The organism is Citrobacter sp. wls708 (genome assembly GCF_005281255.1).
In the GTDB taxonomy this organism is placed as follows: domain Bacteria; phylum Pseudomonadota; class Gammaproteobacteria; order Enterobacterales; family Enterobacteriaceae; genus Citrobacter; species Citrobacter werkmanii.
This window is the reverse complement of the sequence record NZ_SZXE01000016.1, coordinates 350031-374061: the sequence shown is the minus strand read 5'-3', so window position 1 is coordinate 374061 and position 24031 is coordinate 350031. Positions and strand designations below refer to the sequence as shown.

Here is a 24031-nt window from a genome sequence, read left to right as displayed (position 1 = left end):
CAGGACGCCGGAGCCGGATGTGTGTAATTCAAGGGAAATCCATGAAACGTAAATTAATAGCCTCTTCTGTTATTGCCAGCCTGATGTTAGTCGCGGGCGCAGCGGTTGCGGCCGATCCGGCGGCGACCGATCCGGTAAGCGTTAGCGGCGGTACTGTTCATTTTGAAGGTGAACTGGTCAATGCAGCCTGTGCCGTCAGCACTCAGTCATCCGATCAGATTGTTACGTTAGGCCAGTATCGTACCGCCAGTTTTACTGCAGTCGGTGATACCACGGCACAAATCCCGTTCACTATCGTACTGAACGACTGCGACCCGAAAGTGGCTGCGACCGCCGCGGTTGCTTTCTCTGGCCAGACCGACATCACTAACAATAACCTGCTGGCCGTTTCCTCCTCGGATAACAGCACTACCGCGGGCGGTGTAGGGATTGAAATTCTGGACAATACGTCCACCGCGCTGAAGCCGGATGGAGCAACCTTCTCTACCGCTCAGGCGCTGGTAGAAGGGACCAACACCCTGCGTTTCTCTGCCCGTTATAAAGCGACCGCGACCAGCGCTACGCCGGGTCAGGCGAATGCCGACGCGACGTTTATCATGAAGTACGAATAAGCCGTTCAGATTCGCGCAAGGATGATGTTCGCCTCATTGGATGAGGCAATATCCGGGGATGAAAAAGGATGCGGCAGATGATAGGGAAAGGCGTGGCGCTGGCGGGAATGCTGTGCGTAATGCCTGCGCTTGCTCATACGGTAATACTGGAAAGCGGACGCCTCCACTTACGGGGACAGCTCGTTAACGGCGCCTGTACGGTCGCCACCGACAGCCAGAATTTGCGGGTGCAAATGGGGCAATATCGTACCAATGCCTTCTCCGGAACGGGAAGCTTTGCCTCTACCAGCGTACCGTTTTCACTGCGATTAACATCGTGCAGTTCTGATGTTTATGACCACGTCGGGATTGCGTTTGCCGGTGTGACGCCAGCGGAAGATCCGCAGGTTTTTCTGGCCAGCGGCGATGCGTCTGCATCTTCGGGGGTTGGTCTGGCGTTATTTGACGAGCGACAACGGCAAATAATTCCTAATGCGCTACCGCTTCATTACGCGCCGATTATCACCCAAGAGATGACGTTTCATTTCACTGCTCGCTATCGGGCCGTCTCGGAAAATATCACACCGGGAATACTTCGTTCAGACGTGTGGTTTACGTTGGTTTATCCCTGATTTATTTCCCAACGATAATCGCATCAAAGGTATTTGTAGCTATGTTTAATAATCTAAAATCAGGTTTTATCCTTTTACTGGCCTTATTTTCTGCTGCCAGTGTGCAGGCAGCCGGCGGCATTGCATTAGGCGCTACCCGTGTTATTTATCCAGCTGATGCCAAGCAAACTTCGCTGTCTATTAGCAATAGCGATACCAAAGAACGTTACCTGGTAAATTCATGGATCGAGAATAGCGCAGGGGTTAAAGAAAAATCGTTTGTCGTGACGCCTCCGTTGTTTGTCAGTGAGGCTAAAAGTGAAAACACGTTGCGTATCATCTACGCAGGCGCGCCGCTGCCAAAAGACCGTGAATCGCTGTTCTGGATGAACGTGAAAGCCATTCCGTCAGTCAACAAGAACAGCCTTGAGGGTAAAAACGTTCTGCAACTGGCGATTTTGTCGCGCATTAAACTTTTTGTCCGCCCAAATAATCTGCCGCACATCCCGGAAGATGCTCCCGGCATGCTGCAGTTTTCCCGTTCCGGCAACCACCTGAAAATCAACAATCCGTCTGCGTATTACGTCACTCTGGTCAACCTCAATGTGGGGAAAACGAAGATCGATAACGTCATGGTTGCGCCGAAAAGCGATACGCAGGTGCTGCTGCCAACGAGCGTACAGGGCAACGTTACCTTCCAGACGGTCAATGATTATGGCGCGGTGACCACCGCTCAAACGGTAAGCGTGCGTTGAGATAACGATGAATAAGACAACGTATTTTCCTGACCTGTTACCGGGGGTTACGCCACCGCTGGCGGGGGTGGCGTTGTCCACGCTGGCGGCGCTCTTTCCCTCTTTAAGCCATGGGGAAAGCTATTTCAATCCGGCATTTTTATCTGCGGATACGGCAACCGTGGCGGATTTATCACGTTTTGAAAAAGGTAATCATCAGCCTGAAGGCGTTTATCGTGTGGATATCTGGCGCAATGATGAATTCGTTGCTACCCAGGACATTCATTTTGCCAGCAGTGCGGGAAAGGCAGGGGAGAAGTCTGGTGGACTGATGCCATGCTTTGGACTCGACTGGGTAAAACGCCTGGGCGTTAATATTGCCGCGTTTCCGGCACTCAGTCAGGATCCGAACGCGACCTGTATCAATTTGCCTGAGGCGATTCCCGGCAGTGAAGTTGCCTTTGATTTTTCTACTTTGCGCTTAAACATCAGTCTGCCGCAGGCGTCGATGTTAAACAGCGCGCGCGGCTACATTCCACCGGACGAATGGGATGAAGGGATCCCGGCGGCGCTGATTAATTATAACTTTACCGGTAGCCGTGGGAGCGATACTGACAGCTATTTCCTGAGCATGTTGAGTGGCCTGAACTATGGACCCTGGCGGCTAAGGAACAACGGCGCGTGGAGCTATTCCAAAGGTGACGGATACCATTCACAAAGCTGGAAAAACATCGGTACATGGCTTCAGCGCGCGGTTATCCCGCTGAAGGGTGAACTGGTGATGGGCGACAGCAATACCGGAAATGACGTTTTTGACAGCGTCGGTTTTCGTGGCGCGCGACTCTATTCCTCAGACAGCATGTATCCCGACAGCTTACAAGGCTACGCGCCTACCGTACGTGGCATTGCGCGTACCGCAGCGAAACTGACTATTCGTCAGAATGGCTACGTGATTTATCAAAGTTATGTTTCACCGGGCGCTTTTGCGATAACCGATCTTAACCCGACCTCCTCCAGCGGTGACCTTGAGGTGACGGTGGATGAGAAAGACGGTAGCCAGCAGCGCTATACGGTGCCGTACTCCACGGTTCCGTTGTTACAGCGAGAAGGGCGTTTCAAGTATGACGTGGTTGCCGGGGATTTTCGCAGCGGCAATAGCCAGCAATCCTCACCGTTCTTTTTCCAGGGAACATTAATCGCCGGGTTACCAGAGGGGTATACCGCTTATGGTGGTACGCAGTTAGCCTCACGTTACACTGCGGTAGTTTTAGGTACTGGCCGAAATCTGGGGGATTGGGGGGCAGTTTCCGTCGATTTAACCCATGCGCGCAGCCAACTGGCGGATGACAGTACGCACCAGGGGCAGTCTCTGCGTTTCCTGTATGCGAAGTCATTGAACAATTTTGGCACTAACTTTCAGCTGTTGGGCTACCGCTACTCTACGCGTGGCTTCTATACCCTCGACGACGTCGCGTATCGCAGTATGGAAGGCTATGAGTACGAATACGACAGCGAAGGCAATCGCCACGACGTGCCGGATGTGAAGAGTTACCACAATCTGAGCTACAGCAAGAAAGGCCGTTTTCAGATCAACATTTCGCAGAATCTGGGGGAGTACGGATCGCTGTATATCTCAGGTAGCCAGCAAACGTACTGGAATACCTCAGACACCAATACCTGGTATCAACTGGGCTATGCCAGTGGTTGGCAGGGGATTAGCTATTCACTCTCCTGGTCGTGGAATGAATCAGTCGGCATCTCCGACACCGACCGCATTATGGCGTTCAATATGTCAATCCCGTTCAGCCTGCTGAGCGGGCGGCGTTACTCGCGTGATAATGCCTTCGATCGCACCTACGCCACCTTTAATGCCAACCGCAATAGCAACGGACAAAATAGCTGGCAGAGCGGGATCGGCGGTACGTTGCTGGATGGCCGTAACCTGAGCTATAGCGTGAATCAGGGTCACAGCAGTACTAATGGTTACAGCGGAAACGCCAGCGCTAACTGGCAGGCGGCCTATGGCACGCTGGGCGTGGGATACAACTACGACCGCGACCAGCATGACTACAACTGGCAGCTCGCCGGCGGTGTGATAGGACATGCGGACGGCATTACGCTTAGTCAGCCGCTCGGCGATACCAATGTGTTGATCAAAGCGCCAGGCGCTCAGGGCGTGCGGATAGAAAACCAGACCGGCGTGCAGACCGACTGGCGTGGATACGCGGTGATGCCGTATGCCACCGTCTATCGCTATAACCGCGTCGCGTTAGACACCAATTCGATGAACAACAATACCGATGTGGAAAACAACGTCAGCAGCGTCGTGCCAACGCAAGGAGCATTGGTGCGAGCGGCGTTTGATACACGTATCGGTGTGCGGGCGCTGATGACGGCGAAATATGCCGGTAAACCTGTGCCATTTGGCTCCGTGGTACGTGAAAACACCAGCGGCGTGACCAGTATGGTGGGTGAAGACGGGCAAATTTACCTGAGCGGCCTGCCGCTTAAAGGCGAGTTGCTGATCCAATGGGGGGAAGGCGCAAAAGCTCGTTGCGTGGCGCATTATGCCTTGCCTGAAGAGAGTCTGAAACAGGCGGTGACGCTCACGAATGTGACGTGCGAATCGCCAGCGGCACGACAGGAATAATACGATGAAACGACAAACAGGTTTGTTACTGGCAAGCGCGTTACTGCTGATGGCGCAACCGTCCTGGGCAACGGTCTGCCAAAATTCGAATGGCACACCAACGGATGTTTTTTACGATCTGTCGAATGTCTTTAACAGCAGCAACAACCAGCCGGGACAGGTGGTGACGTTGCCGGAAAAATCAGGCTGGATTGGCGTTAATGCCACCTGTCCGGCAGGGACGACGGTGGATTATACCTATCGAAGCTATGTCACTGAACTTCCGGTTCAAAGTACCGAGGGCGGTTTTCAGTACCTGAAACTCAATGACTACCTGCTGGGGGCTATGAGCATCACCGACAGTTACGCCGGGTTGTTTTATCCCCCGCGTAACTATATCCGCATGGGGACTCACCCTAACGTGCCGAAGCAGCAACCTTTTGGCGTAATGGATTCAAAGCTGGTGTTTAAACTCAAAGTGATCCGCTCATTTATTAACATGGTGCCTATTCCCCGGCAGACGATGTTCAGAGTCTATGTCACCACCAGTACCGGAGATGCGCTGAGTACGCCGGTTTACACCATTAGCTACAGCGGTAAGGTGGAGGTTCCACAAAACTGCGAAGTGAACGCCGGACAGATTGTCGAGTTTGATTTTGGCGATATTGGCGCATCGCTGTTTAGCAAGGCGGGCGCGGGCAACAAGCCCGAAGGCATCAATCCGCAGACCAAAACGGTGGCCATAAAATGCACCAACGTTGCCGCTCAGGCCTACTTGACCATGCGGGTAGAAGCGGAGAAAGCCTCCGGGCAAATGATGGTTTCAAACAACCCGGATTTAGGTTTCATTGTTGCCGACAGCAGCGGTAATCCGCTAACGCCTAACAATCTGTCCAGCACTATTCCATTTCAACTGGACGACAACGCCGCGGCGAGTGTTGGGATCCGGACATGGCCGGTCAGCGTGACGGGTAATAAACCCACGGAAGGGCCTTTTACTGCCCGTGGCTATCTGCGAGTGGACTATGACTAATAAGCAAAAGCCCGCCGCATGGGCATTTCTGGCGATTATGCCGATGCTGACATTCAGCGCGTTATGCCAGGCCGCCTCGTCGCTGGGAGAAATCAATATTGAACTGCGCGGTAACGTGGTGGATTTTACCTGCGCGGTGATTGCCAGCGACAGCAATAAGTCGGTTGATTTAGGCACCTGGCCGACAAAGCAGTTACAGACCAGCGGAGACACCACCCAACCGGTCTCGTTTACGCTGAAGCTTGAAGGCTGTCCGCCGGGATCCGCGTCGATAACGTTCTCCGGGACCCCGGCCCCAGGTACTACGCTACTGGCGCTCGATAACGCGCTTATGGCGCAAAAGGTGGCGATTGAGCTGCGCGATAGCGACCGGACGCGATTGCCGCTTGAGCAGGCCAGCCAGGCCGTCGGTATTGATGAGAATGGCAATGCCACGCTGACTTTTTTTGCCAACTATATCGCGCTGGCTGATGGGGTGCAGCCCGGGGTCGCCAGGGCCGATGCCACGTTTATGATTAACTATAACTAATCATTGCGCTGACAAAACACTCCCGAACGACATCTCGCCGGGAGTGTTGTTACATTAATTCATGCATTTTGGCGTAGTCGATCAGTTCAACGATGGTATGCAAACCGAGCTTGGAGTAGATATTAGCTTTGTGAGCGCTAATCGTTTTATTGCTGAGTAGCAATTGCTCAGCAATTTCCTTGTTGGATAGCCCGTTTGCCAGATAACGTAAAACCGTCACCTCGCGGTTAGAGAGCGGCATATCATTTAATACACCTTTTTGCACATTTACATTGTTAATAAAGTTCAGTGTATCCGAAGGGAAAAAAGAATATCCTGATAAAATCATTTTTACCGCATTGTAGATATCATTTAGATCCTTTCGTTTACTGACAAAACCATTTGCCCCGGCGCGAATAGCGCGCCCGGCATAAAAAGACTCAGATTTTGAAGACAGAAATAGCACCCGAGTATTCTCCTGCAATGATTTTATTCTCTTGAGTAATGTAAAGCCATCAGAGCCAGGCAGTTCAATATCCAGGATGACAAGATCGACAGGGTACGTGCGTAGATGTTCTATTGCCGCGCGGCTGTCATCGGTTTTCAGCACAACCTGAATATTACTGTTTTTTTCGAGGAGTACTTCTATCGACATTCTGACAATAGGGTGTTCGTCCATAATGATAACGGATGCTGGTTTCATTGTTGTATGCCTCAAACTGTTTGCGTATCTTGCGAATTTGATAAAACATCAGGCGTTATAATATTGTCAAATAGCCAAGAGTTGTTCTGAGGAGAACCGAATAAATACTATTTCGTCCTTGTTTATTCGGTTGTTCTTCTGCAGAACAATGAATTTGTGGAACATCCATTTCACACTGGAAAAACTAACAATTAATCAGGAAACAGTGAGGATTATACCTGCTCCGCTCTTTCGGAAAAGACTTACAACATCCCGATCGTTAATGGCAGTTAGGATGTTCTGAAAGATCCAGATGTGTTAATGACTATTGGCATTATTTATCTGCGGTTCGAATTATGGCAGATTGAAAATTTATTTTAAATAGTAAAAACGATACAATAAGCTAATTGTTTAGGTTTTGTTAAGTCAGCGGGAACACTATTTTCGAGCGATGTACGCAGAAACAGTAAGGTTAAGTGTGGAAGAGGTGGTATCTATAATACCAGGAATAGTTGTAAATATTAAATATTTGTGAAAATTGGATCAATTTTCTCATGCTAAAATAAGTAATTTCCTAAAAAATCTTACTGGACATAGGGTTATGGTGTTAAATTAAATGATGAGAGGTAACGTTGAGACGATGTATCAGATGCAAAAAGCGCTGCCGGTTTGGTAATCCCAGGCGGGTAATCAACTGGTTCAGGCGATAGATGATGCGGTGGTAGGGTTGTGTCTGTAACTGAGCAATCTTTTTTAAGGAGTTACCTTGTAAAAGTAAGGTCACCATCTCCCAATCGACCTGCTTTATGCGCCTCGAATGAATATAATTTAGCACCGGGGATAATAACGCCTGACGCATCTCTGGGAGGTGTAGACTGCGTGATAAGATATAAAATGGGCCAGACAGTGATATAAAGGTTTTAAGATCTTCATCATGACTGGAAAGCAATATGAAGATTTGGATATCATTCCGCTGTTTAAGTAGTTGGCGCAGGCACTGAAGAATATCGAAGTAAGAGCTTGTTAAGCCTTCCATATCAACCACTAACTGACTAATGACCGACTTTTTCAGGCAGACCAGCGCCGATTCAATGGACCGGAAGATCGCGGTGCGCGTGCCTGAGAATAAATGGCGGCTCAGTGTATAGGCAAGATAATAGTCTCCTGTAATAATCGCCTGAGATATAGTATCGCCCGGTATGGTGTATTCGATTTTTTGCGCCAGATACTCGATTTGGTCGAATACTTGTGAGGTACAGTGGGGATATTGATGGGTACAGTTAGCGTTTCGTATACGGCGATGTCGTTCCCGGCGTTTTGCGCTGTGCATCCGTTTCCATTCCATTTCTGTTGCGGCAGCTCTGGATAAATTGCTGACAACAAACATCCCTGACCCAAATTTTTCCAGCGCGACGGTGAGTTCCCTTGTGCCGTTGGGTTTCAATGTCTTCAACAATCACCAGACTGGCAATTGAGTATCCCATCAGAATAATCTGCCGGAAGTTTTCTGATGTCTTACTCAATGCCCAAAAGATCGTTTTATCCAGTTCAACCTCTCTCTGGGGTTAGTTAAAATATTACCGGGTGTACCTTTCGGTTACCTCATGAATTGTATGACTGGATTATTCTGGCAGTCAGCTGCCAGGTACAGTAGGAGCCGATACTTAATTGATGGTGAGATATTTCTCAATAAAAAATTAGGCGGAGAGGTTCCACCTAATTTTGTAGAAAGTTCAGATGCGCCCGGATGTATCTTAAGAATTGCTGATCGTTTTTCACGTGCAGCTTTTTCATAATGCTGCGACGGGTTGCTTTGGCATGGATATCGCTGATTGAGAGCAGGTGAGCGGTTTCGGCTAACGTATATCCGCTGGCAAGAAACATCAAGAACTGGCGCTCTGCAATAGAAAAGTTGCGGGTGGTGCAGTAATGGCAGATAGTCGCCGGTACGCTGTTGCGTAACGCGCGTTTTTGCAAGATGAGGACTAATTTTTTGGTGATCTCGTCAACGTCATCTTCCCGATAGATCAGCGGCAACATGTACAGGCAGGGCCGGAACATCAGCTTATCTTTATCGTTTCTGTTGCAGATCACCACCCGGTGTTGGCGCCTGGTGTGAACCGGAACCTGATAGCATTCGGCGCTGAGCCAATCTTCATCCAGTGAGATAAACGCGATGTCGGCGCGATCGATCTCCTCGACAGGCAAAAAACTAATCTCCTGATGCCACTGACTTGCCAGATGGGAAATAATGATTTTCAGCCCGTGTTCGAAGTGACTATTTTCTTCCTTGATGGCGATACTTAACATTGAAGAGTTCCTGAACCGCTGGAAAGAGGGTAAGGGAATGTTAAGCAAAATCATAAATATTCTAAATACATGTATCCTTAAATCTGGCGCTATGCGGGCTGAGTTGTTACCAGGTGATTTCCTGGATACCCTTGAACGACCAGAAAAAATCAACATTCGTACACTTCACCAGCAACTGAAACAAAAGGCATTGACTCAGCAAGCGCTGACCGTATAATTCACGCGTTTCTCTGCATGAAGTTATCACTTCACAATGCGCCCTTAGCTCAGTTGGATAGAGCAACGGCCTTCTAAGCCGTAGGTCGTAGGTTCGAATCCTACAGGGCGTACCATTTCAAAGTAAGTCCAATTCTTAGCTTCTGCGTACCGCTACGACTTGTCCTTCTCCAGCCATATTTCTACTTCATTAAGACTGCGTTGCACTTCCTCTCTGAGTGAAAAATCTGCAAACGGCTGTTGTTCCAGCGCTGCACACATCTTGCTGGCTGAGCGCATTCCCATGCTGGCACAACTGCTTTTAAGCTGATGCGCCAGGCGCTTTAGCTGCTCGTATTCGCCTTCTGCGCGTGCAGTGTCAATGTCATCTAATAAAGGCAGGGTATGTTGCTTAAAGAGTGCTAACCATTCATGTACTTTTTGTACTCCCATGGCCTGGATATCGTCGGCCAATTGCTGAGTGTCCAACCGTGCGCTTTCCCCTCCAGGGGTTTGCGAAATGGCTTCGTTATCGCGCAGATAATGGGTAATCAGCCGACTGAGTTCATCCCGGGGGACCGGTTTTTGAATAATGCCGAGAAACAAGGTGCTGGTTCTTTGGCTAAGCGTTTCGTCGATAACGTGCGCGCTAAAGCCAATCAGGTTAAGCCCTGGATACGCGCGGATTAACTGTTGTGCCAGCGTGATACCGTCGATATCCGGCAGATCGAAATCAACCAGGGCAGCGTCATAACGAGCATCTTTCTGCAATATTTTTAGCGCATTAGCAGCGCTGTCGGCAGCGGTGACCTGCGCACCATTGAGAGTGAGCATTTCCGTGCTGATGTGCTGCGTGAGAGGATTATCCTCAATAAGTAATAAACGCAAACCTTGTAACGATACCCTGTGTTGGATGGATTCAACCATGGGCATTGCGGCCGCGCGTAATGGTAAACGCAGGCGAAAACAGCTCCCGACACCGGGTGTACTGGTAACGCTCAATTCTCCCTGCATCGCCTGAGCCAGACTTGCGCTGATGGTGAGTCCCAGCCCGGTTCCTCCACGTTTGCCGCTGACTTGTACAAACGGCTGAAAAATATCGCGCTGACGGGAGGGGTCAATCCCACATCCGGTATCTTCAACCTCGATATACCAGTCTTTGTTTTCACGCCGGCTACGCAGGATGATGTGTCCATGATCGGTAAAGCGTAGTGCGTTGTTTAATAAGTTAGTAATAATTTGTCGGATGCGCCGCGGATCGCCGCGTAGGGCCATGGGTACGTCATCGGCAAATTCCGCTACCAACTCGACGGGGCGACCCGCGACACGGCCATGCATTAGCTGAAGCGAACTTTCCAGCAAGGGTTTGTGTTCAAAAGGTTCATCGCCGATCGCTACATTTTTACCACCAGCTTCGATGGCGGAATAGTCCAGAATATCGTTAAGGATGGTCAGTAGAGACTCGCCCGAGTCGGTGATGGCGCGTAAATTGTCCCGATGTTGCGCCAGAGCGGGATTGTCTGAGAGCAATTGCGCGGTGCCAAGGATCCCATACAGCGGAGTGCGTATTTCATGGCTCATGGCGGCAAGAAACGCCGATTTCGCCTGGTTGGCTTTTTCGGCCTCAGCACGCGCTTGTCGGTGTTCATATACCAGAGAACGAAGCTCTGCGGTGCGAGCTTTAACCTGAGCAGCCAGATGCTCACGATGGCTATTGAGCGTATGAACGCTGGTACGAAAGGCATCCATCAAACGACCAATGGTATCCAGTTCGCGAACACCCGCGGTTTCCGGGAAGGGGGAATCAATATCGCCTTCCAGAAGGCGCTGTAACGCCTGCGTCTGCTGTGCCAGCGGACGGGTGACTGAGCGATAAACCACACGCCAAAGAATGAGAATCAACAGGCATAATGAGACGCCGCTCAATAGCAACAACAGGTTTTGCCCGCGCTGGCTGGCTTGTTTGAGATGCGCCAGTCCGGTCAGGTTGCGTTGGCCGATGATGTCCACCAACTGACTGACTTCGCTACTGAAACGGGTGAATTGCTCGATATTGTTCTGCGATAAGATCTGTAACCGGGTGGTGATGTCATTATCCTGACGATACAGGGCCAGCAGATCAACATAACGGCCAATCGTATCGACGGTATTGGCAACCTGAGCGCGTACCACCGGATCCTCAATACGAATTTGTCGGCGGTGAAGCACTCTGACGGCGGCATTGAGCTGGGTTTCCAGCGCCGCCAGGTTATTCTGCGCCTGGTTATTCCCCAGATTCATCACCCTTTGCTGCACCCGTAACGCGCTCAGACGCAGTTCGTTCATCTGATTATAATATTCCAGATCGATATCAATGAGCCTGTCCAGCGCTTGTTCAGCGGCCTGGCCCTGACGGCCCTCGATCAGATCATAAATACTTGCCTGAGTAGCGCCCGCAGACGTGGCGGCATTATTGGCCTGTCCGCGCGCCATTTCGGCTACGTCTGTGGTGGCCTCAACAATTTGCTGGCTGAGTTGCTGTTGTTGATCGCGTAGCTTCAAACGCTCGCCAACCATCTCCCCCTGATGGCTTAACGACTGGGCGATCTCTTTTTCCTGTTGTTCAATGGCCGAGGTGTCAAAGCCCTGCTCGCGAAGGGTTTTCAGTAATGCAGTTATTTTCAGGCTTTGGGCGGTTAACATCCGTCCCTGAGCCAGCCACATATTTTCATTATCTGCGGTAGTCAGATTCTGCGCGGCAAACAGTTCCCAGGCGCTGGCTTCGCTGAGCTGGCGCGCCATATCCATGGTCGGGATAAGCGCCTGAGTATTGGCCTGCTCAACCTGGCTGACAAAACGCAGGTTATACCAGCCTACCAGCGTGCTGATGAGGGTCAGTGCCGCCATCAGCGCAAAGCCAATCCACAGTCGTTTGGTCAGAGATAAATTCACTGTCTGGTCGCCACAGATTAAAAAGGTTGAGTCCAAAAGAGGAAAGCAACTAGGATAAAGCCTTATCAATGATGAGGCTATCATGCGCGTATTGCTTTTCCTGCTGATCACACTTTTTCCCGGTCTGGGTCACGCGACCGAGTCCCTATTGCTGCGCTGGCAGGGTACGCAGCAGGCTGTCCCGCAATCGCAACTGACCGTGACGGCAAACAAGGCATGGAAACTGTGCGCGTTGTATCCCAGTCTGAAGGATTCCTATTGGCTTTCTGTAAATTACGGCATGCTTGAGGCCGCAAGAAAATATGGGGTAAGCCTGAAGGTGTTTGAAGCGGGAGGGTATCGCCAGTTTAGCACGCAAAAATCGCAAATCGCCCAGTGTCAGCAATGGGGCGCGGATGCCATTTTGTTAGGCAGTAGCACGACAACTTTTCCGGATTTGCAGGCGCAGGTGGGCACGCTGCCGGTTATTGAGGTGGTGAATGCGATACATGACGCGACGGTGAAAGCCCGGGTTGGGGTGCCGTGGTTCCAGATGGGGTATCAGCCAGGTCGCTATCTGGTTAAATGGAGCGGTAGCAGGCCACTAAAAGTTTTATTATTGCCAGGCCCTGACGACGCGGGCGGCAGCCGCGAAATGGTGGATGGATTCCGCCAGGCGATTGCCGGTAGTCAGGTACAGATTGTGGATATGGCGTTGGGTGATAATGATATTGAAATACAGCGTAACCTGCTGCAGGAGATGCTTGAGCGTCACCCGGATGCCGATGTGGTTGCCGGTACGGCAATTGCGGCAGAAGCGGCGATGGGGGAGAGACGTAATCAGGGAACGCCATTGACCGTGGTCTCTTTTTATTTGTCGCATCAGGTTTATCGCGGGCTTAAACGCGAAAGAATTATTATGGCTGCCAGCGATCAAATGGTCTGGCAAGGCGAACTGGCGATTCAGCAGGCTATCAGGGTGTTGCAAGGGCAGTCGGTGCCGGAAAATATCAGCCCGCCGATCCTCGTGCTTACGTCGAAAAATGCGGACAGCCGGCATGTTCAGCGCTCACTGTCACCCGGCGGATTTCGCCCTGTTTATCTGTATCAGTACACATCGGCTGCTAAAAAATAGCCTTCCCCGTGCTGTGTCACCAGCAAATCGGCCCGCAGCTTGTGGCGCAAACGGCGGATCAGAACGTCCACAGTGCGTAAGTCTGGATTATCTACCCGTCGTGCGGAAAGCATGCGTAATAAGCGTTCCCGACTGAGAATCTCCCCCGGATTAGTGACAAAGGCGACCAGCATTTCATATTCGGCGCGGGTGAGTTTGATGGCTTCATCGCCAAGCTCCAGGGTATGGCGGGAGACATTCAGACAATATCCGGCAAACTGATAGCAGTTGTCTTTGGTCTCCGGCTGCGTCTGGCGGGCAAGATCGATCCGCCAGAGCAAATTTTTCACCCGAACCACCAGTTCACGTAGCTCCAGCGGTTTAGTGACATAATCATCAGCGCCCATTTCCAGGCCCACAATACGATCAATTTGGTCGCTGCGACCCGTCACCAGAATGATGCCCACCGTTGAGCGTTCGCGCAGGGCGCGCGTCAGCATTAAGCCATTTTCGTCCGGGAGATTGATGTCTAACAGAATCAAATCGACAGGGTGTAGCGACATGATTTCACGCAGACCGGCTCCGCTGGCGGTGACTGAGACGTGATAACCTTCCTGTTCGAAGTAAGCCTGTAACCGCGCCTGGGTAACCGGCTCATCTTCAACAATGACAATGTGATGCGACATCCTGGTTGCTGTCTCTTTCTGTTCATATCTGTTCACATTGTGCCGTAAGCCATTCATCCTGACCAGTGTTGCTGTTCACATTTGGGAAATAAGATCCTCTGTAACTAAACCATATAATTACAGGGGCTATTATGCGGAAACTATGGAGGGCGCTGCTCAGACCGAGCGCACGTTGGTCAGTGTTGGCGCTGGTCGTTATCGGAATTGTGGTCGGCATCGCGCTGATCGTCTTACCGCACGTTGGCATTAAATTAACCAGTTCAACCGAGTTTTGCGTGAGTTGCCACAGCATGCAGCCGGTTTATGAAGAATATAAACAGTCGGTGCATTTTCAGAATGCCTCCGGGGTGCGCGCAGAGTGTCACGATTGCCACATTCCATCAGATATCCCTGGTATGGTGAAACGTAAGCTGGAGGCCAGCAACGATATCTACCAGACCTTTGTTGCCCACTCTATTGATACGCCTGAGAAATTCGAAGCCAAACGCGCCGAGCTGGCGGAGCGCGAATGGGCGCGAATGAAAGAGAACAACTCCGCAACCTGTCGTTCCTGTCATAACTATGACGCGATGGATCACGCTAAACAGCATCCTGAAGCCGCACGCCAGATGAAAATTGCGGCGAAGGATAACCAGTCCTGTATCGACTGCCATAAAGGCATTGCGCACCAACTTCCCGACATGAGCAGCGGTTTCCGCAAGCAGTTTGATGCGCTTCGCGCCAGTGCGAATGATGATGGCGATACGCTCTACTCCCTTGACATCAAACCTCTGTATGCCGCGAAAGGTGATAAAGAACCCGCAGGCTCACTGCTGCCCGCTTCTGAAGTCAAAGTGTTAAAGCGTGACGGCGACTGGCTGCAAATTGAGATTGTGGGCTGGACCGAAAGTAACGGACGTCAGCGCGTGTTGGCGCAACTGCCGGGTAAGCGCATTTTTGTGGCTTCTATTCGCGGTGATATCCAGCAGCATGTGAAAACGCTGGAGCAAACCACCGTCGCGGAAACGAATACGCCGTGGAGTAAGTTGCAAGCCACCGCCTGGATGCACAAGGGCGATATGGTTAACGACATCAAGCCGATTTGGGCCTATGCCGACTCACTCTATAACGGAACCTGTAACCAGTGCCACGGCGCCCCAGAGAAAGAACACTTTGACGCCAACGGCTGGATTGGCACGTTGAACGGCATGATTGGGTTTACCAGTCTGGATAAACGCGAAGAACGTACCTTGCTGAAATATCTGCAGATGAATGCCTCTGACACCACGGACAAGCCACATAGCGCTACGGGAGAAAGCAATGAAAAATAACGATCTCTTTCAGGCATCTCGCCGACGTTTCCTGCTGCAATTGGGCGGTTTGACCGTAGCCGGTATGTTAGGACCCTCTCTACTCACACCGCGTAGCGCCAGTGCCGCCGAGGTCCAGGGAACGGGTGTTAAAGAGGGAATTTTGACCGGTTCTCACTGGGGAGCAATCCGTGCCACCGTGGTTGATGGGCGTTTTATCGAGGCGAAGCCGTTTGAGCGTGATAAGTACCCGTCCAAAATGATCGCCGGACTGCCGGATCATGTGCACGGTGGCGCGCGTATCCGTTATCCGATGGTGCGCGTTGACTGGTTACGTAAACGACACCAGAGCGATACCACACAGCGCGGCGATAACCGCTTTGTGCGCGTTTCCTGGGATGAAGCGCTGGACTTCTTCTATCAGGAGCTGGAGCGCATTCAGAAGACCTATGGTCCAAGCGCGCTGCTTACGGCCAGCGGCTGGCAATCAACCGGCATGTTCCATAACGCTTCCGGTATGCTGGCGCGCGCCATTGCGCTGCATGGCAACAGCGTGGGTACCGGGGGAGACTATTCCACCGGCGCCGCTCAGGTGATCCTGCCGCGGGTGGTGGGTTCAATGGAGGTGTATGAGCAACAAACCTCCTGGCCATTGGTGTTGAAGAACAGCAAAACCATTGTGCTGTGGGGCTCCGATCTGATCAAAAACCAGCAGGCGAACTGGTGGTGTCCGGATCATGATGTCTATGAATACTACGAGCAGTTGAAGGAAAAAGTGGCGCGTGGCGAGATCTCTGTCATCAGTATTGACCCGGTCGTCACCTCGACTCATGACTATCTGGGTCGTGATAAAGTTAAACACATTGCCGTAAATCCGCAGGCTGATGTGCCGCTACAGTTGGCGTTGGCGCACACGCTCTATACCGAGAAGCTCTATGACCCGCATTTTCTCGATAACTACTGCGTGGGGTTTGAACAGTTTCTGCCTTATCTGCTGGGAGAAAGTGACGGGCAGCCTAAAGATGCCCTGTGGGCGGAAAAGATATGTGGGATCGATGCCGACACGATTCGTGAACTGGCACGGCAGATGGCGGGGGGGAGAACGCAAATTATTGCCGGCTGGTGCGTCCAGCGCATGCAGCATGGGGAGCAATGGGCGTGGATGATTGTGGTGCTGGCTTCAATGCTCGGACAAATCGGTTTACCCGGCGGGGGCTTTGGTTTTGGCTGGCACTATAACGGCGCGGGTACGCCAGGCCGTAAGGGTGTAATTCTGAGTGGTTTTTCTGGCTCCACCACCGTTCCTCCGATACATGACAGCACCGATTATAAGGGCTATAGCAGCACCATCCCTATTGCACGTTTTATTGATGCGATACTGGAGCCGGGCAAGCAAATTAACTGGAACGGTAAAACGGTGAAACTGCCGCCGTTGAAGATGTGCGTTTTCGCCGGGACCAATCCTTTTCATCGCCACCAGCAGATCAACCGCATTATTGAGGGCTGGCACAAGCTGGAAACCGTTATCGCTATTGATAATCAGTGGACCTCGACCTGTCGCTTCGCCGACATTGTATTGCCTGCGACGACGCAATTTGAACGTAACGATCTCGACCAGTATGGCAACCACTCTAACCGCGGCATTATCGCCATGAAACAGCTGGTACAGCCGCAATTTGAAGCGCGTAATGATTTCGATATTTTCCGCGATCTTTGCCGCCGCTTTAATCGTGAAGAGGCCTTCACCGAAGGATTGGATGAGATGGGGTGGTTGAAGCGGATCTGGCAGGAAGGAAGCCAGCAGGGGAAAGGGCGCGGCGTTCATCTCCCGGCATTTGACGTCTTCTGGAATCAGCAGGAGTACGTTGAGTTCGAGCATCCGCAGATGTTTGTTCGACATCAGGCATTCCGCGAAGATCCCGATCTTGAGCCGCTGGGGACACCAAGCGGTTTGATCGAAATTTTCTCGAAAACTATTGCCGATATGCAGTATGACGACTGCCAGGGGCATCCGATGTGGTTTGAGAAAATCGAACGATCACACGGCGGGCCGGGGTCGCAGCGTTGGCCGCTGCATCTGCAATCCGTCCACCCGGACTTCCGTCTGCATTCGCAGCTTTGTGAATCTGAAGCGCTACGTAAGCATTATGCGGTAAGTGGCAAAGAACCGGTGTTTATCAACCCGCAGGATGCCAGTGCAAGAGGGATTCGCAATGGTGATATCGTCCGTGTATTTAATGCGCGTGGACAAGTGCTCGCCGGGGCAGTTGTCTCCGATCTCTACTCGCCAGGCGTCGTGCGTATTCATGAAGGCGCCTGGTACGATCCGGAGAACGGCGGAGAAATCGGGGCACTGTGCAAATACGGCAACCCGAACGTGTTAACGATAGATATCGGCACGTCTCAATTGGCACAAGCCACCAGTGCCCATACTGCGCTGGTGGAAATCGAGAAATATACCGGCAAGCTGGCGAATGTGACGGCATTCAGCGGCCCGATAAAAATGGTGGCGCAGTGCGAATATGTTCCGGCAGAGCAGGGGAGGTCATAATGAAAGACTCTTCCCTGACACCAGAGCAGGTGGCCTGCGTTTACGCCTGGCTGGCGCAGTTGTTTTCCCGTGAGCGCGATGACGAAAGCCTGGAACAGTTGCATTCCAGCGAAATGGCGGAGTGGTTTGCGTTGCTAAAAGGTGAGCCATCGCTTGAGGCGGAAGTACTTCTGCTGGAGGAAAAAATTGCGGCGCTTAAGATGCGTGAAGACGTCACTCTGGAACTGGCAGCTGATTTTTGCAGTCTGTTTCTGATGTCGGACAAACACGCGGCGTTACCCTATGCGTCGGCTCATCTCGAAGGGGGATCGAACTACGGCGTCATTAAACAACTGTTATCTGATGCGGGCATGCAGGTCAGCAATACGTTTAGTGAGTCAGCCGATCACCTGGCGATTTTCGTCGAACTGCTGAGCCATCTGCATTTTTCACTGGCTGAAGCTGGCTTGCGTCATCAGCAAATTGACGCGCTGCGCAGAGAAACGCTGGCGGGGTTGTTGCGCTGGTTACCGGAATTCACCGCTAAATGCTGTCGTTATGATGATTTTGGGTTTTATGGTGCGCTGAGCCAGCTGTTGCTGGCATTGGTCAGGCTGGATAATCAGCACTGAGTGCTGACCTTAGTCCGAAAAAAACGGGAGTAAATTTACTCCCGTTTTTATTATGTTAGCCAGTGTCACCGTACAACCAGCACAGGACATTTCGCATGGCGGACTACGGCAGAAGCCGTTGAACCCAGCAGGTAGGTGCTAAAACCAGGCTTATGCGAGGCGATGACGATAAGTTCGGCGTCAACCGCCTCCGCCAGTTTGAGGATCTGATCCTTCGGCGGGCCGTAAACGACGTGGATTTGACTCCTGCCTGCAGGAATATTGAATTGCTTAACAATCTCTTCGAGTTTTTCGCTGGCCTTGGCCTGCAGACCACTGCGGTCCGGGAATTCGCTTGAGTAGGCCAGCCCCAGCGAGGCATAGAACGGAACGGTAGGAATAACGGCCAGAAAATGGACCTTGGCGGTTTTGGCATGCGCCTGAACCTGCGGCACAACATGGCGGGTTAAATCGGCTTCAGAGATATCAATGGGCACCAGAATTGAGCGATACATATTCACTACCTCCTGTTTGTTTACCTCTATCCTGAGTGTACCCAAGGTTGTCTCTGTATAATAAGTGACCAGATCAAGGTTGCGTGCATAATTGTCGTCAATGATAAACGGGGAACGTAAGTTCCCGTTTTCTAATGCAGATGTGGGCTACGTTTTACCGCCTTTAGTTCGCCAGCACGATGACATCCCCCGTTGCCGGGGCTTTTATTCCCGGTAGCCACAACCGTCCCCACGAACCGGTACAATGACAGCCGAGCAGTTTTTCCGGTTGCTGCTGCTTAATAAATTGCCGCGTCCGCCACAGCTTAGCGGGGGAGGCGGCGCGTAAATGGAACCCACCGATGAGGGCGTGAATTTTGCGAATGCCGGTGATGTTCTGGCAATAGCGGACGATATTTTCTATTCCCCGGTGCCCGCAACCGGTAATGATCACCAGCCCACGGTCAGATTTATAGATCAATACGCCTTCATCGCTGATGTAATCCGGCTGAGGTGTTTTCTCGTGAATAACACCGTAGGCCTGCGGTGTGGATACGCTAATTTCCCCGGACCACAAAAAACGATCGCTAATCGCCAACGGTTCGCGGGTGTATTCCATATTCAGGCGAGAGTAGTCGTTATCGCGGGAGAGTTTTTTAATTTGTCGCGGCTTTCCCGCAAGCGTTATCGACGCGTAACGCTCACAGGCTATTTGAGGATGGCAAATAATACGACTGTTATCGGCAAGCCAGGGGACGCCGCCACAATGATCGTAATGACCATGTGACAGCACCACGGTGGTTAATTGTGTCAGGTCGATCCCCATTTGCGCGGCGTTTAGAATGAAGCTGTCATCCGGCCCGGTATCAAACAGTATGTTGGTGGTTTCATCCTGAATTAACAGACTTAATCCGGGTTTTGCCCGTAATGATTTATCTGCGCCAGCAGCGCGCCGGTTTTCAAGCAACACCGTGAGGGTTAAAGCCATGCCTGACTCCAGTATTAAAACGGCATACTGTAACGCACAGCTTTTGAGAGCGCTGTGATCGCAGCGCCCTTTGGCGTTATCCGTTATTGCGTACTGTTTGCCTGCGCACGATGTTTTTGGGCCTGCTGCTCATGGGCATAGGAATGAGCATTATTTGTCGACTGATGTACTACCATCGCTTTTTCATGTTCATTCATTTGTGAAAATGATTGTGCATGGGATGACGTTTCTGCCGCATTAACGCCCGCTGAGATAAAAAACGCGATAGCTAAAAAAGAGGACATCTTATTCATCATATTTCTCCTGTGTGGGTTAACGGAAGAAATTATAATTAGCGCACGCTGTCAGCGACGTGACAGGAATATGACGGTTAAGTCAGAGAACAGGAATGACTTAACCGTCGTCACTAAAGATTAAATTGCATGTCGGGGCAGCGTCAGAATAAAGCGGGTGGCATGTGAATCAGATGTCACCGCAACGTTTCCCTGATGGGCAATGACTATCGATTTCACGATCGCAAGGCCAATACCGCTGCCTTCTCCCTTACGTTGCCGGGAAGGATCTACCCGATAGAAGCGGTCAAACAGCCGCGGAAGATGTTGCGGAGGAATTGGCGGGCCGGGGTTCTCAACGACTATCTGCACCTGTTCATCGGCCTCTTTCACCCGCACGGTCACTGACTCGCCTTTTGGCGTGTAGCGCATGGCGTTTGAAAGCAGATTACTCATTGCCCGGCGTAACATTAACGGATCGCCCGATACCCAGCATTCGCGTCCCTCAAAGCGTAAACTAACCTCACGCTCTTCTGCCCAGGCCTCGAAAAAGTCGAACACTTTACTGACCTCATCAGCCAGATTGAGCGCGGTCTTTTCCGGGATCAGTTGATTGTTGTCCGCTTGCGCCAGAAACAGCATGTCACTCACCATCTTCGACATCCGGCCAAATTCTTCGAGATTGGAATACAGCACGTCCTCCAGCTCTTTTTGGCTACGGGTCTGGCTCAGCGCAATTTCCGTTTGCGTGACCAGGTTAGTGATTGGGGTGCGGATCTCATGGGCAATATCCGCTGAGAAATTCGACTGACGTTTAAAAACATCCTCGATGCGTTCGATCATGTGATTAAACGAACTTACCAGCTGTTCCAGTTCAATAGGTACGGCTTGCGGGTCGAGGCGTACGTCGAGATCTTTCGAGGTGATATTTTGGATGCGGCGACTGACATTACGGATCGGTTCATGACCTTTATAAACGGCGAACAGCACGATAAAAACAATCATCATGCTAATCAGTGATGCCGTCATAATCAGCTTGTTTTTCAGGTCATTAATATAGTGCAGATGAAAATCGATCGATAATGCCAGGTACAGCGTATATGCCGGTTTTCCATCGGCAAGCTGGCCTACAGGCAAACGAATCATGCGCCAGTTTGATGATGTCATCTGACCGTGCGTATGTTTGGGCGTTTGCAGTATGGGGCCGGATATAATAAAGACATCGCGGGCTTGGGCATTTTTATCCGGCCTTGCACTGGCGATAAATTGCCGAAGATCCGGGGCGTCAGGTGAATGAAAAATAGCCTTCTGATTGCTATCTTCCAGAGAAATAATGACGTTCGAGTAACCTGCCACGACGTTTTTTAGCGTTTCCAGTCGGCGTGGTTCAGATTCGTTCGGTTGATTAAGAATACGCTCCAGCGTGGCGCTGATCTCTTGTAAATCATTGATGTCCTGCTCGGCGAAATGTACTTTCACTGAGTGGATCATTATCCATGCGAAGGCGAAAAATGAAGCGATAGTCGCCAGACTGATGAAAAAGGTCAGTCGCGTCGCCAGGGAAAAAGGGCGTTGCCATCGTTTACTGGCCATCAGGAACCTCAAGCATATATCCCACGCCGCGCACGGTCTGAATCAGTTTCGGCTCAAAGTCATTATCGATTTTGGCGCGCAGACGCTTAACGGCGACATCGATGGCGTTGGTATCGCTGTCAAAATTCATATCCCAGACCTGAGAGGCAATCAGCGAGCGGGGTAAAACTTCTCCCTGGTGGCGCAGGAAAAACTCAAGCAGCGTAAACTCTTTGCTGGTCAGGGTGATGCGCGCCCCGCTGCGGGTGACTTTTCTACTCACCAGATCAACCATTAAATCTGCGACCTGAAACTGGCTTTCAACAATTACCGCCGCGCCCCGGCGTAATAGCGTTCTGACCCGCGCCAACAGTTCGGCAAAGGCAAACGGTTTGACCAGGTAATCGTCAGCGCCTAATTCCAGACCTTTAACCCGATGTTCAATGGTACCCAGCGCAGTGAGGAGAAGAATGGGCATGCCTTTATTGGCGCAACGCAGCATGCGTACGATATCCCAGCCGTTTACATCCGGCAGCATGATGTCGAGGATGAGCAGATCGTAATCGCCGGTCATCGCCAGGTGGTACCCGTTCAGGCCGTTATCCGCCAAATCCACGACAAAACCTGCTTCCGTCAGGCCTTTCGTCAGGTATTCACCGGTTTTTTTCTCATCTTCGACTATCAAAATCTTCATCGCATTCTCCTTCTCGCACTGCTTGTGCGGACTTTCAATTCTAGGGAAGCGGGATCGGATAGCAATCGGTTATTGGGAAAATGACAGTTTTGTCATTTTCCTGTCACCGGTTAAACAGAGTCACTTCGTTAAAGTACAACCCTATAAATTCCTACATATTTTAGGGTCATCAGTCCGGTCAGGACGTGAAGAACTATGAGCAAATTTAAGCTTCTTACCCTCAGCGCTATATTCGTTCTCGCCGGTTGTTCATTAGCGCCGGACTATCAGCGCCCGGCTTTGCCGGTGCCACAGCAATTCTCCTTAAGCCAGAATGCGCTGGTGTCAGCCTCGGGGAATTATCAGGACACCGGTTGGCGGACCTTCTTCGTTGACGACCAGGTTAAGGTGCTAATTGGTGAGGCGCTGGCCAATAACCGCGATTTGCGTATGGCTGTGCTGAAGGTTCAGGAGGCGCGAGCGCAATATGGCGTCACGGACGCTGACCGCTATCCGCAAATTACGGCAGGATCCAGCGGTACCTACAGCGGTAAATTAAAAGGCGACAGCAGCACCGATCGCGAATTCGAGGCCGGACTGAATCTCAGTTTCGATTTGGATTTTTTTGGTCGGCTGAAAAATATGAGTGAAGCCGATCGACAGAATTTCTTTGCCAGCGAAGAGGCGCGTCGGGCGATACATATCTCATTAATCTCTAACGTGTCGCAAAGTTATTTCAATCAGCGTCTGGCTTATGCACAACTGCAAATTGCCGAAGAAACGCTGCAAAACTATCAGCGTTCCTACGCCTTTGTTGAAAAACAACTGGTCACCGGTAGCACTAATGTACTGGCGCTGGAACAGGCGCGGGGCGTGATTGAAAGTACGCGCAGCGAAATCGCGAAGCGTAAAGGTGAACTGGCGCAGGCCAACAACGCGCTGCAACTGTTGCTGGGTACCTACGGAAAATTACCCGACGATAGGGCGCGCAGTCGCGGAGATATTAAACCGGTTACGCTGCCGCCATCACTCTCGTCGCAAATACTGTTACAGCGTCCGGATATTATGGAAGCTGAGCACGGATTAATGGCGGCGAATGCCAATATCGGTGCCGCGCGGGCGGCATTTTTCCCGTCGATTACTCTGACCAGCTCCGTGTCCAGTAGCAGCAGCGATCTCTCCAGCTTGTTTAATGCTGCCAGCGGCATGTGGAATTTTGTCCCCAAAATAGATATTCCAATTTTTAACGCCGGACGTAATCAGTCCAATCTTGATCTGGCTGAAATTCGCCAACAGCAGTCGGTGGTGAATTACGAACAAAAAATTCAGGGCGCATTTAAAGAGGTGGCCGATGCGCTGGCGTTGCGTCAAAGCATTGCCGATCAAATTAGCGGCCAGCAGCGCTACCTGACGTCATTGCAAATCACCCTACAACGTGCCAGAGCGCTGTATCAGAATGGCGCGGTTAGCTATATCGAAGTTCTGGACGCCGAACGTTCTTTATTTGCCACGCAGCAATCGCTGCTCGATCTTAATTACGCCCAGCAGGTTAATGAAATTAAGCTGTTTGCTGCCTTAGGCGGCGGTTGGGTGGAGTAAA

General features: G+C 51.3%; 22 protein-coding genes and 1 tRNA gene. 13 read left to right on the top strand and 10 right to left on the bottom strand.

Translation table 11 applies throughout. The features are described 5' to 3' along the window. Positions 1-41 precede the first annotated feature (41 nt). The 6 genes from fimA (at position 42) to sfmF (ending at position 6126) form a co-directional block, all read left to right on the top strand. Positions 42-611 carry a type 1 fimbrial major subunit FimA gene (fimA, locus tag FDW97_RS11495; protein ID WP_137346946.1) on the top strand — a complete coding sequence of 190 codons (570 nt, stop codon included), beginning with the start codon at positions 42-44 and terminating at the stop codon, positions 609-611. A 77-nt stretch (positions 612-688) separates the two neighbouring features. After that, the gene (gene fimI, locus FDW97_RS11490) at positions 689-1222 is read left to right on the top strand and encodes a type 1 fimbrial protein subunit FimI (protein WP_087857085.1); all 534 of its coding nucleotides are present in this window, start codon (positions 689-691) and stop codon (positions 1220-1222) included. A gap of 41 nt (positions 1223-1263) precedes the next feature. Beyond that, a complete protein-coding gene (fimC, locus tag FDW97_RS11485; protein WP_137346947.1) occupies positions 1264-1956 on the top strand; it encodes a type 1 fimbria chaperone FimC in 693 nt (230 codons plus the stop codon). 7 nt (positions 1957-1963) lie between these two features. Next, positions 1964-4585: a fimbrial biogenesis usher protein gene (locus FDW97_RS11480; RefSeq protein ID WP_137351063.1), complete on the top strand. Its 2622-nt coding sequence runs from the start codon at positions 1964-1966 to the stop codon at positions 4583-4585. 4 nt (positions 4586-4589) lie between these two features. Continuing rightward, the gene (fimH, locus tag FDW97_RS11475; RefSeq protein WP_038638504.1) at positions 4590-5597 is read left to right on the top strand and encodes a type 1 fimbria D-mannose specific adhesin FimH; all 1008 of its coding nucleotides are present in this window, start codon (positions 4590-4592) and stop codon (positions 5595-5597) included. Then, the gene (gene sfmF, locus FDW97_RS11470) at positions 5590-6126 is read left to right on the top strand and encodes a fimbria assembly protein (RefSeq protein WP_137351062.1); all 537 of its coding nucleotides are present in this window, start codon (positions 5590-5592) and stop codon (positions 6124-6126) included. Before fimH ends, sfmF begins: the two co-directional genes overlap by 8 nt. Before the next feature lie 49 nt (positions 6127-6175). Here sfmF and fimZ read toward each other — a convergent pair whose 3' ends face one another. The 3 genes from fimZ to fimW all read right to left on the bottom strand — a co-directional run bounded on the left by fimZ (position 6176) and on the right by fimW (position 9097). Continuing rightward, complete coding sequence (fimZ, locus tag FDW97_RS11465; protein ID WP_038638509.1) at positions 6176-6808, bottom strand: fimbria biosynthesis transcriptional regulator FimZ; 633 nt, start codon at positions 6806-6808, stop codon at positions 6176-6178. A 586-nt stretch (positions 6809-7394) separates the two neighbouring features. Continuing rightward, positions 7395-8117: a fimbriae Y protein gene (locus FDW97_RS11460; protein ID WP_137351149.1), complete on the bottom strand. Its 723-nt coding sequence runs from the start codon at positions 8115-8117 to the stop codon at positions 7395-7397. 386 nt (positions 8118-8503) lie between these two features. Beyond that, positions 8504-9097, bottom strand: a complete 594-nt coding sequence (gene fimW, locus FDW97_RS11455) for a fimbria biosynthesis transcriptional regulator FimW (protein ID WP_085047585.1) — start codon at positions 9095-9097, stop codon at positions 8504-8506. Positions 9098-9134: 37 nt separating this feature from the next. Here fimW and FDW97_RS11450 point away from each other — a divergent pair, with 37 nt between their 5' ends. Beyond that, entirely contained in the window at positions 9135-9314 is a 180-nt protein-coding gene (locus FDW97_RS11450) for a hypothetical protein (protein ID WP_069324008.1), read from the top strand. A gap of 38 nt (positions 9315-9352) precedes the next feature. Then, positions 9353-9429, top strand: a tRNA-Arg gene (locus FDW97_RS11445). A 37-nt stretch (positions 9430-9466) separates the two neighbouring features. On the opposite strand, the gene torS is transcribed toward FDW97_RS11445, so the two are convergent. Then, positions 9467-12223 carry a TMAO reductase system sensor histidine kinase/response regulator TorS gene (torS, locus tag FDW97_RS11440; protein WP_212734248.1) on the bottom strand — a complete coding sequence of 919 codons (2757 nt, stop codon included), beginning with the start codon at positions 12221-12223 and terminating at the stop codon, positions 9467-9469. An 82-nt stretch (positions 12224-12305) separates the two neighbouring features. On the opposite strand from torS, the gene torT reads away from it, so the two are divergent. Next, positions 12306-13337, top strand: coding sequence for a TMAO reductase system periplasmic protein TorT (gene torT / locus FDW97_RS11435; protein ID WP_137346950.1), 1032 nt, complete (start codon positions 12306-12308; stop codon positions 13335-13337). Here the strand turns inward: torT and torR are convergent. Continuing rightward, entirely contained in the window at positions 13310-14002 is a 693-nt protein-coding gene (torR, locus tag FDW97_RS11430; protein ID WP_087857091.1) for a two-component system response regulator TorR, read from the bottom strand. The two genes, torT and torR, sit on opposite strands and share 28 nt — an antisense overlap. A gap of 131 nt (positions 14003-14133) precedes the next feature. On the opposite strand from torR, the gene torC reads away from it, so the two are divergent. Genes torC through torD form a run of 3 tightly spaced genes read left to right on the top strand, consistent with a single transcriptional unit; the run spans position 14134 to position 18453 of the window. Further along, a complete protein-coding gene (torC, locus tag FDW97_RS11425) occupies positions 14134-15312 on the top strand; it encodes a pentaheme c-type cytochrome TorC (RefSeq protein ID WP_042309930.1) in 1179 nt (392 codons plus the stop codon). Continuing rightward, positions 15302-17842: a trimethylamine-N-oxide reductase TorA gene (gene torA, locus FDW97_RS11420; RefSeq protein WP_137351061.1), complete on the top strand. Its 2541-nt coding sequence runs from the start codon at positions 15302-15304 to the stop codon at positions 17840-17842. The genes torC and torA overlap by 11 nt, the downstream gene beginning before the upstream one ends. Beyond that, entirely contained in the window at positions 17839-18453 is a 615-nt protein-coding gene (gene torD, locus FDW97_RS11415; RefSeq protein WP_087857160.1) for a molecular chaperone TorD, read from the top strand. Before torA ends, torD begins: the two co-directional genes overlap by 4 nt. A gap of 65 nt (positions 18454-18518) precedes the next feature. Here torD and uspF read toward each other — a convergent pair whose 3' ends face one another. The 5 genes from uspF to cusR all read right to left on the bottom strand — a co-directional run bounded on the left by uspF (position 18519) and on the right by cusR (position 22452). Further along, positions 18519-18947 carry a universal stress protein UspF gene (gene uspF, locus FDW97_RS11410; protein ID WP_038638520.1) on the bottom strand — a complete coding sequence of 143 codons (429 nt, stop codon included), beginning with the start codon at positions 18945-18947 and terminating at the stop codon, positions 18519-18521. Between the two features lie 163 nt (positions 18948-19110). Further along, on the bottom strand, positions 19111-19914 hold the full coding sequence (locus FDW97_RS11405; protein ID WP_137351060.1) for an MBL fold metallo-hydrolase: 804 nt from the start codon (positions 19912-19914) through the stop codon (positions 19111-19113). Positions 19915-19997: 83 nt separating this feature from the next. Further along, complete coding sequence (locus FDW97_RS11400; protein ID WP_137351147.1) at positions 19998-20207, bottom strand: hypothetical protein; 210 nt, start codon at positions 20205-20207, stop codon at positions 19998-20000. 120 nt (positions 20208-20327) lie between these two features. Next, positions 20328-21779: a Cu(+)/Ag(+) sensor histidine kinase gene (locus tag FDW97_RS11395; RefSeq protein WP_137351059.1), complete on the bottom strand. Its 1452-nt coding sequence runs from the start codon at positions 21777-21779 to the stop codon at positions 20328-20330. Continuing rightward, complete coding sequence (gene cusR / locus FDW97_RS11390) at positions 21769-22452, bottom strand: copper response regulator transcription factor CusR (protein ID WP_085047578.1); 684 nt, start codon at positions 22450-22452, stop codon at positions 21769-21771. Before cusR ends, FDW97_RS11395 begins: the two co-directional genes overlap by 11 nt. A gap of 195 nt (positions 22453-22647) precedes the next feature. On the opposite strand from cusR, the gene FDW97_RS11385 reads away from it, so the two are divergent. After that, on the top strand, positions 22648-24030 hold the full coding sequence (locus FDW97_RS11385; protein WP_085047577.1) for an efflux transporter outer membrane subunit: 1383 nt from the start codon (positions 22648-22650) through the stop codon (positions 24028-24030). The last annotated feature ends 1 nt before the right edge of the window (position 24031 follow it).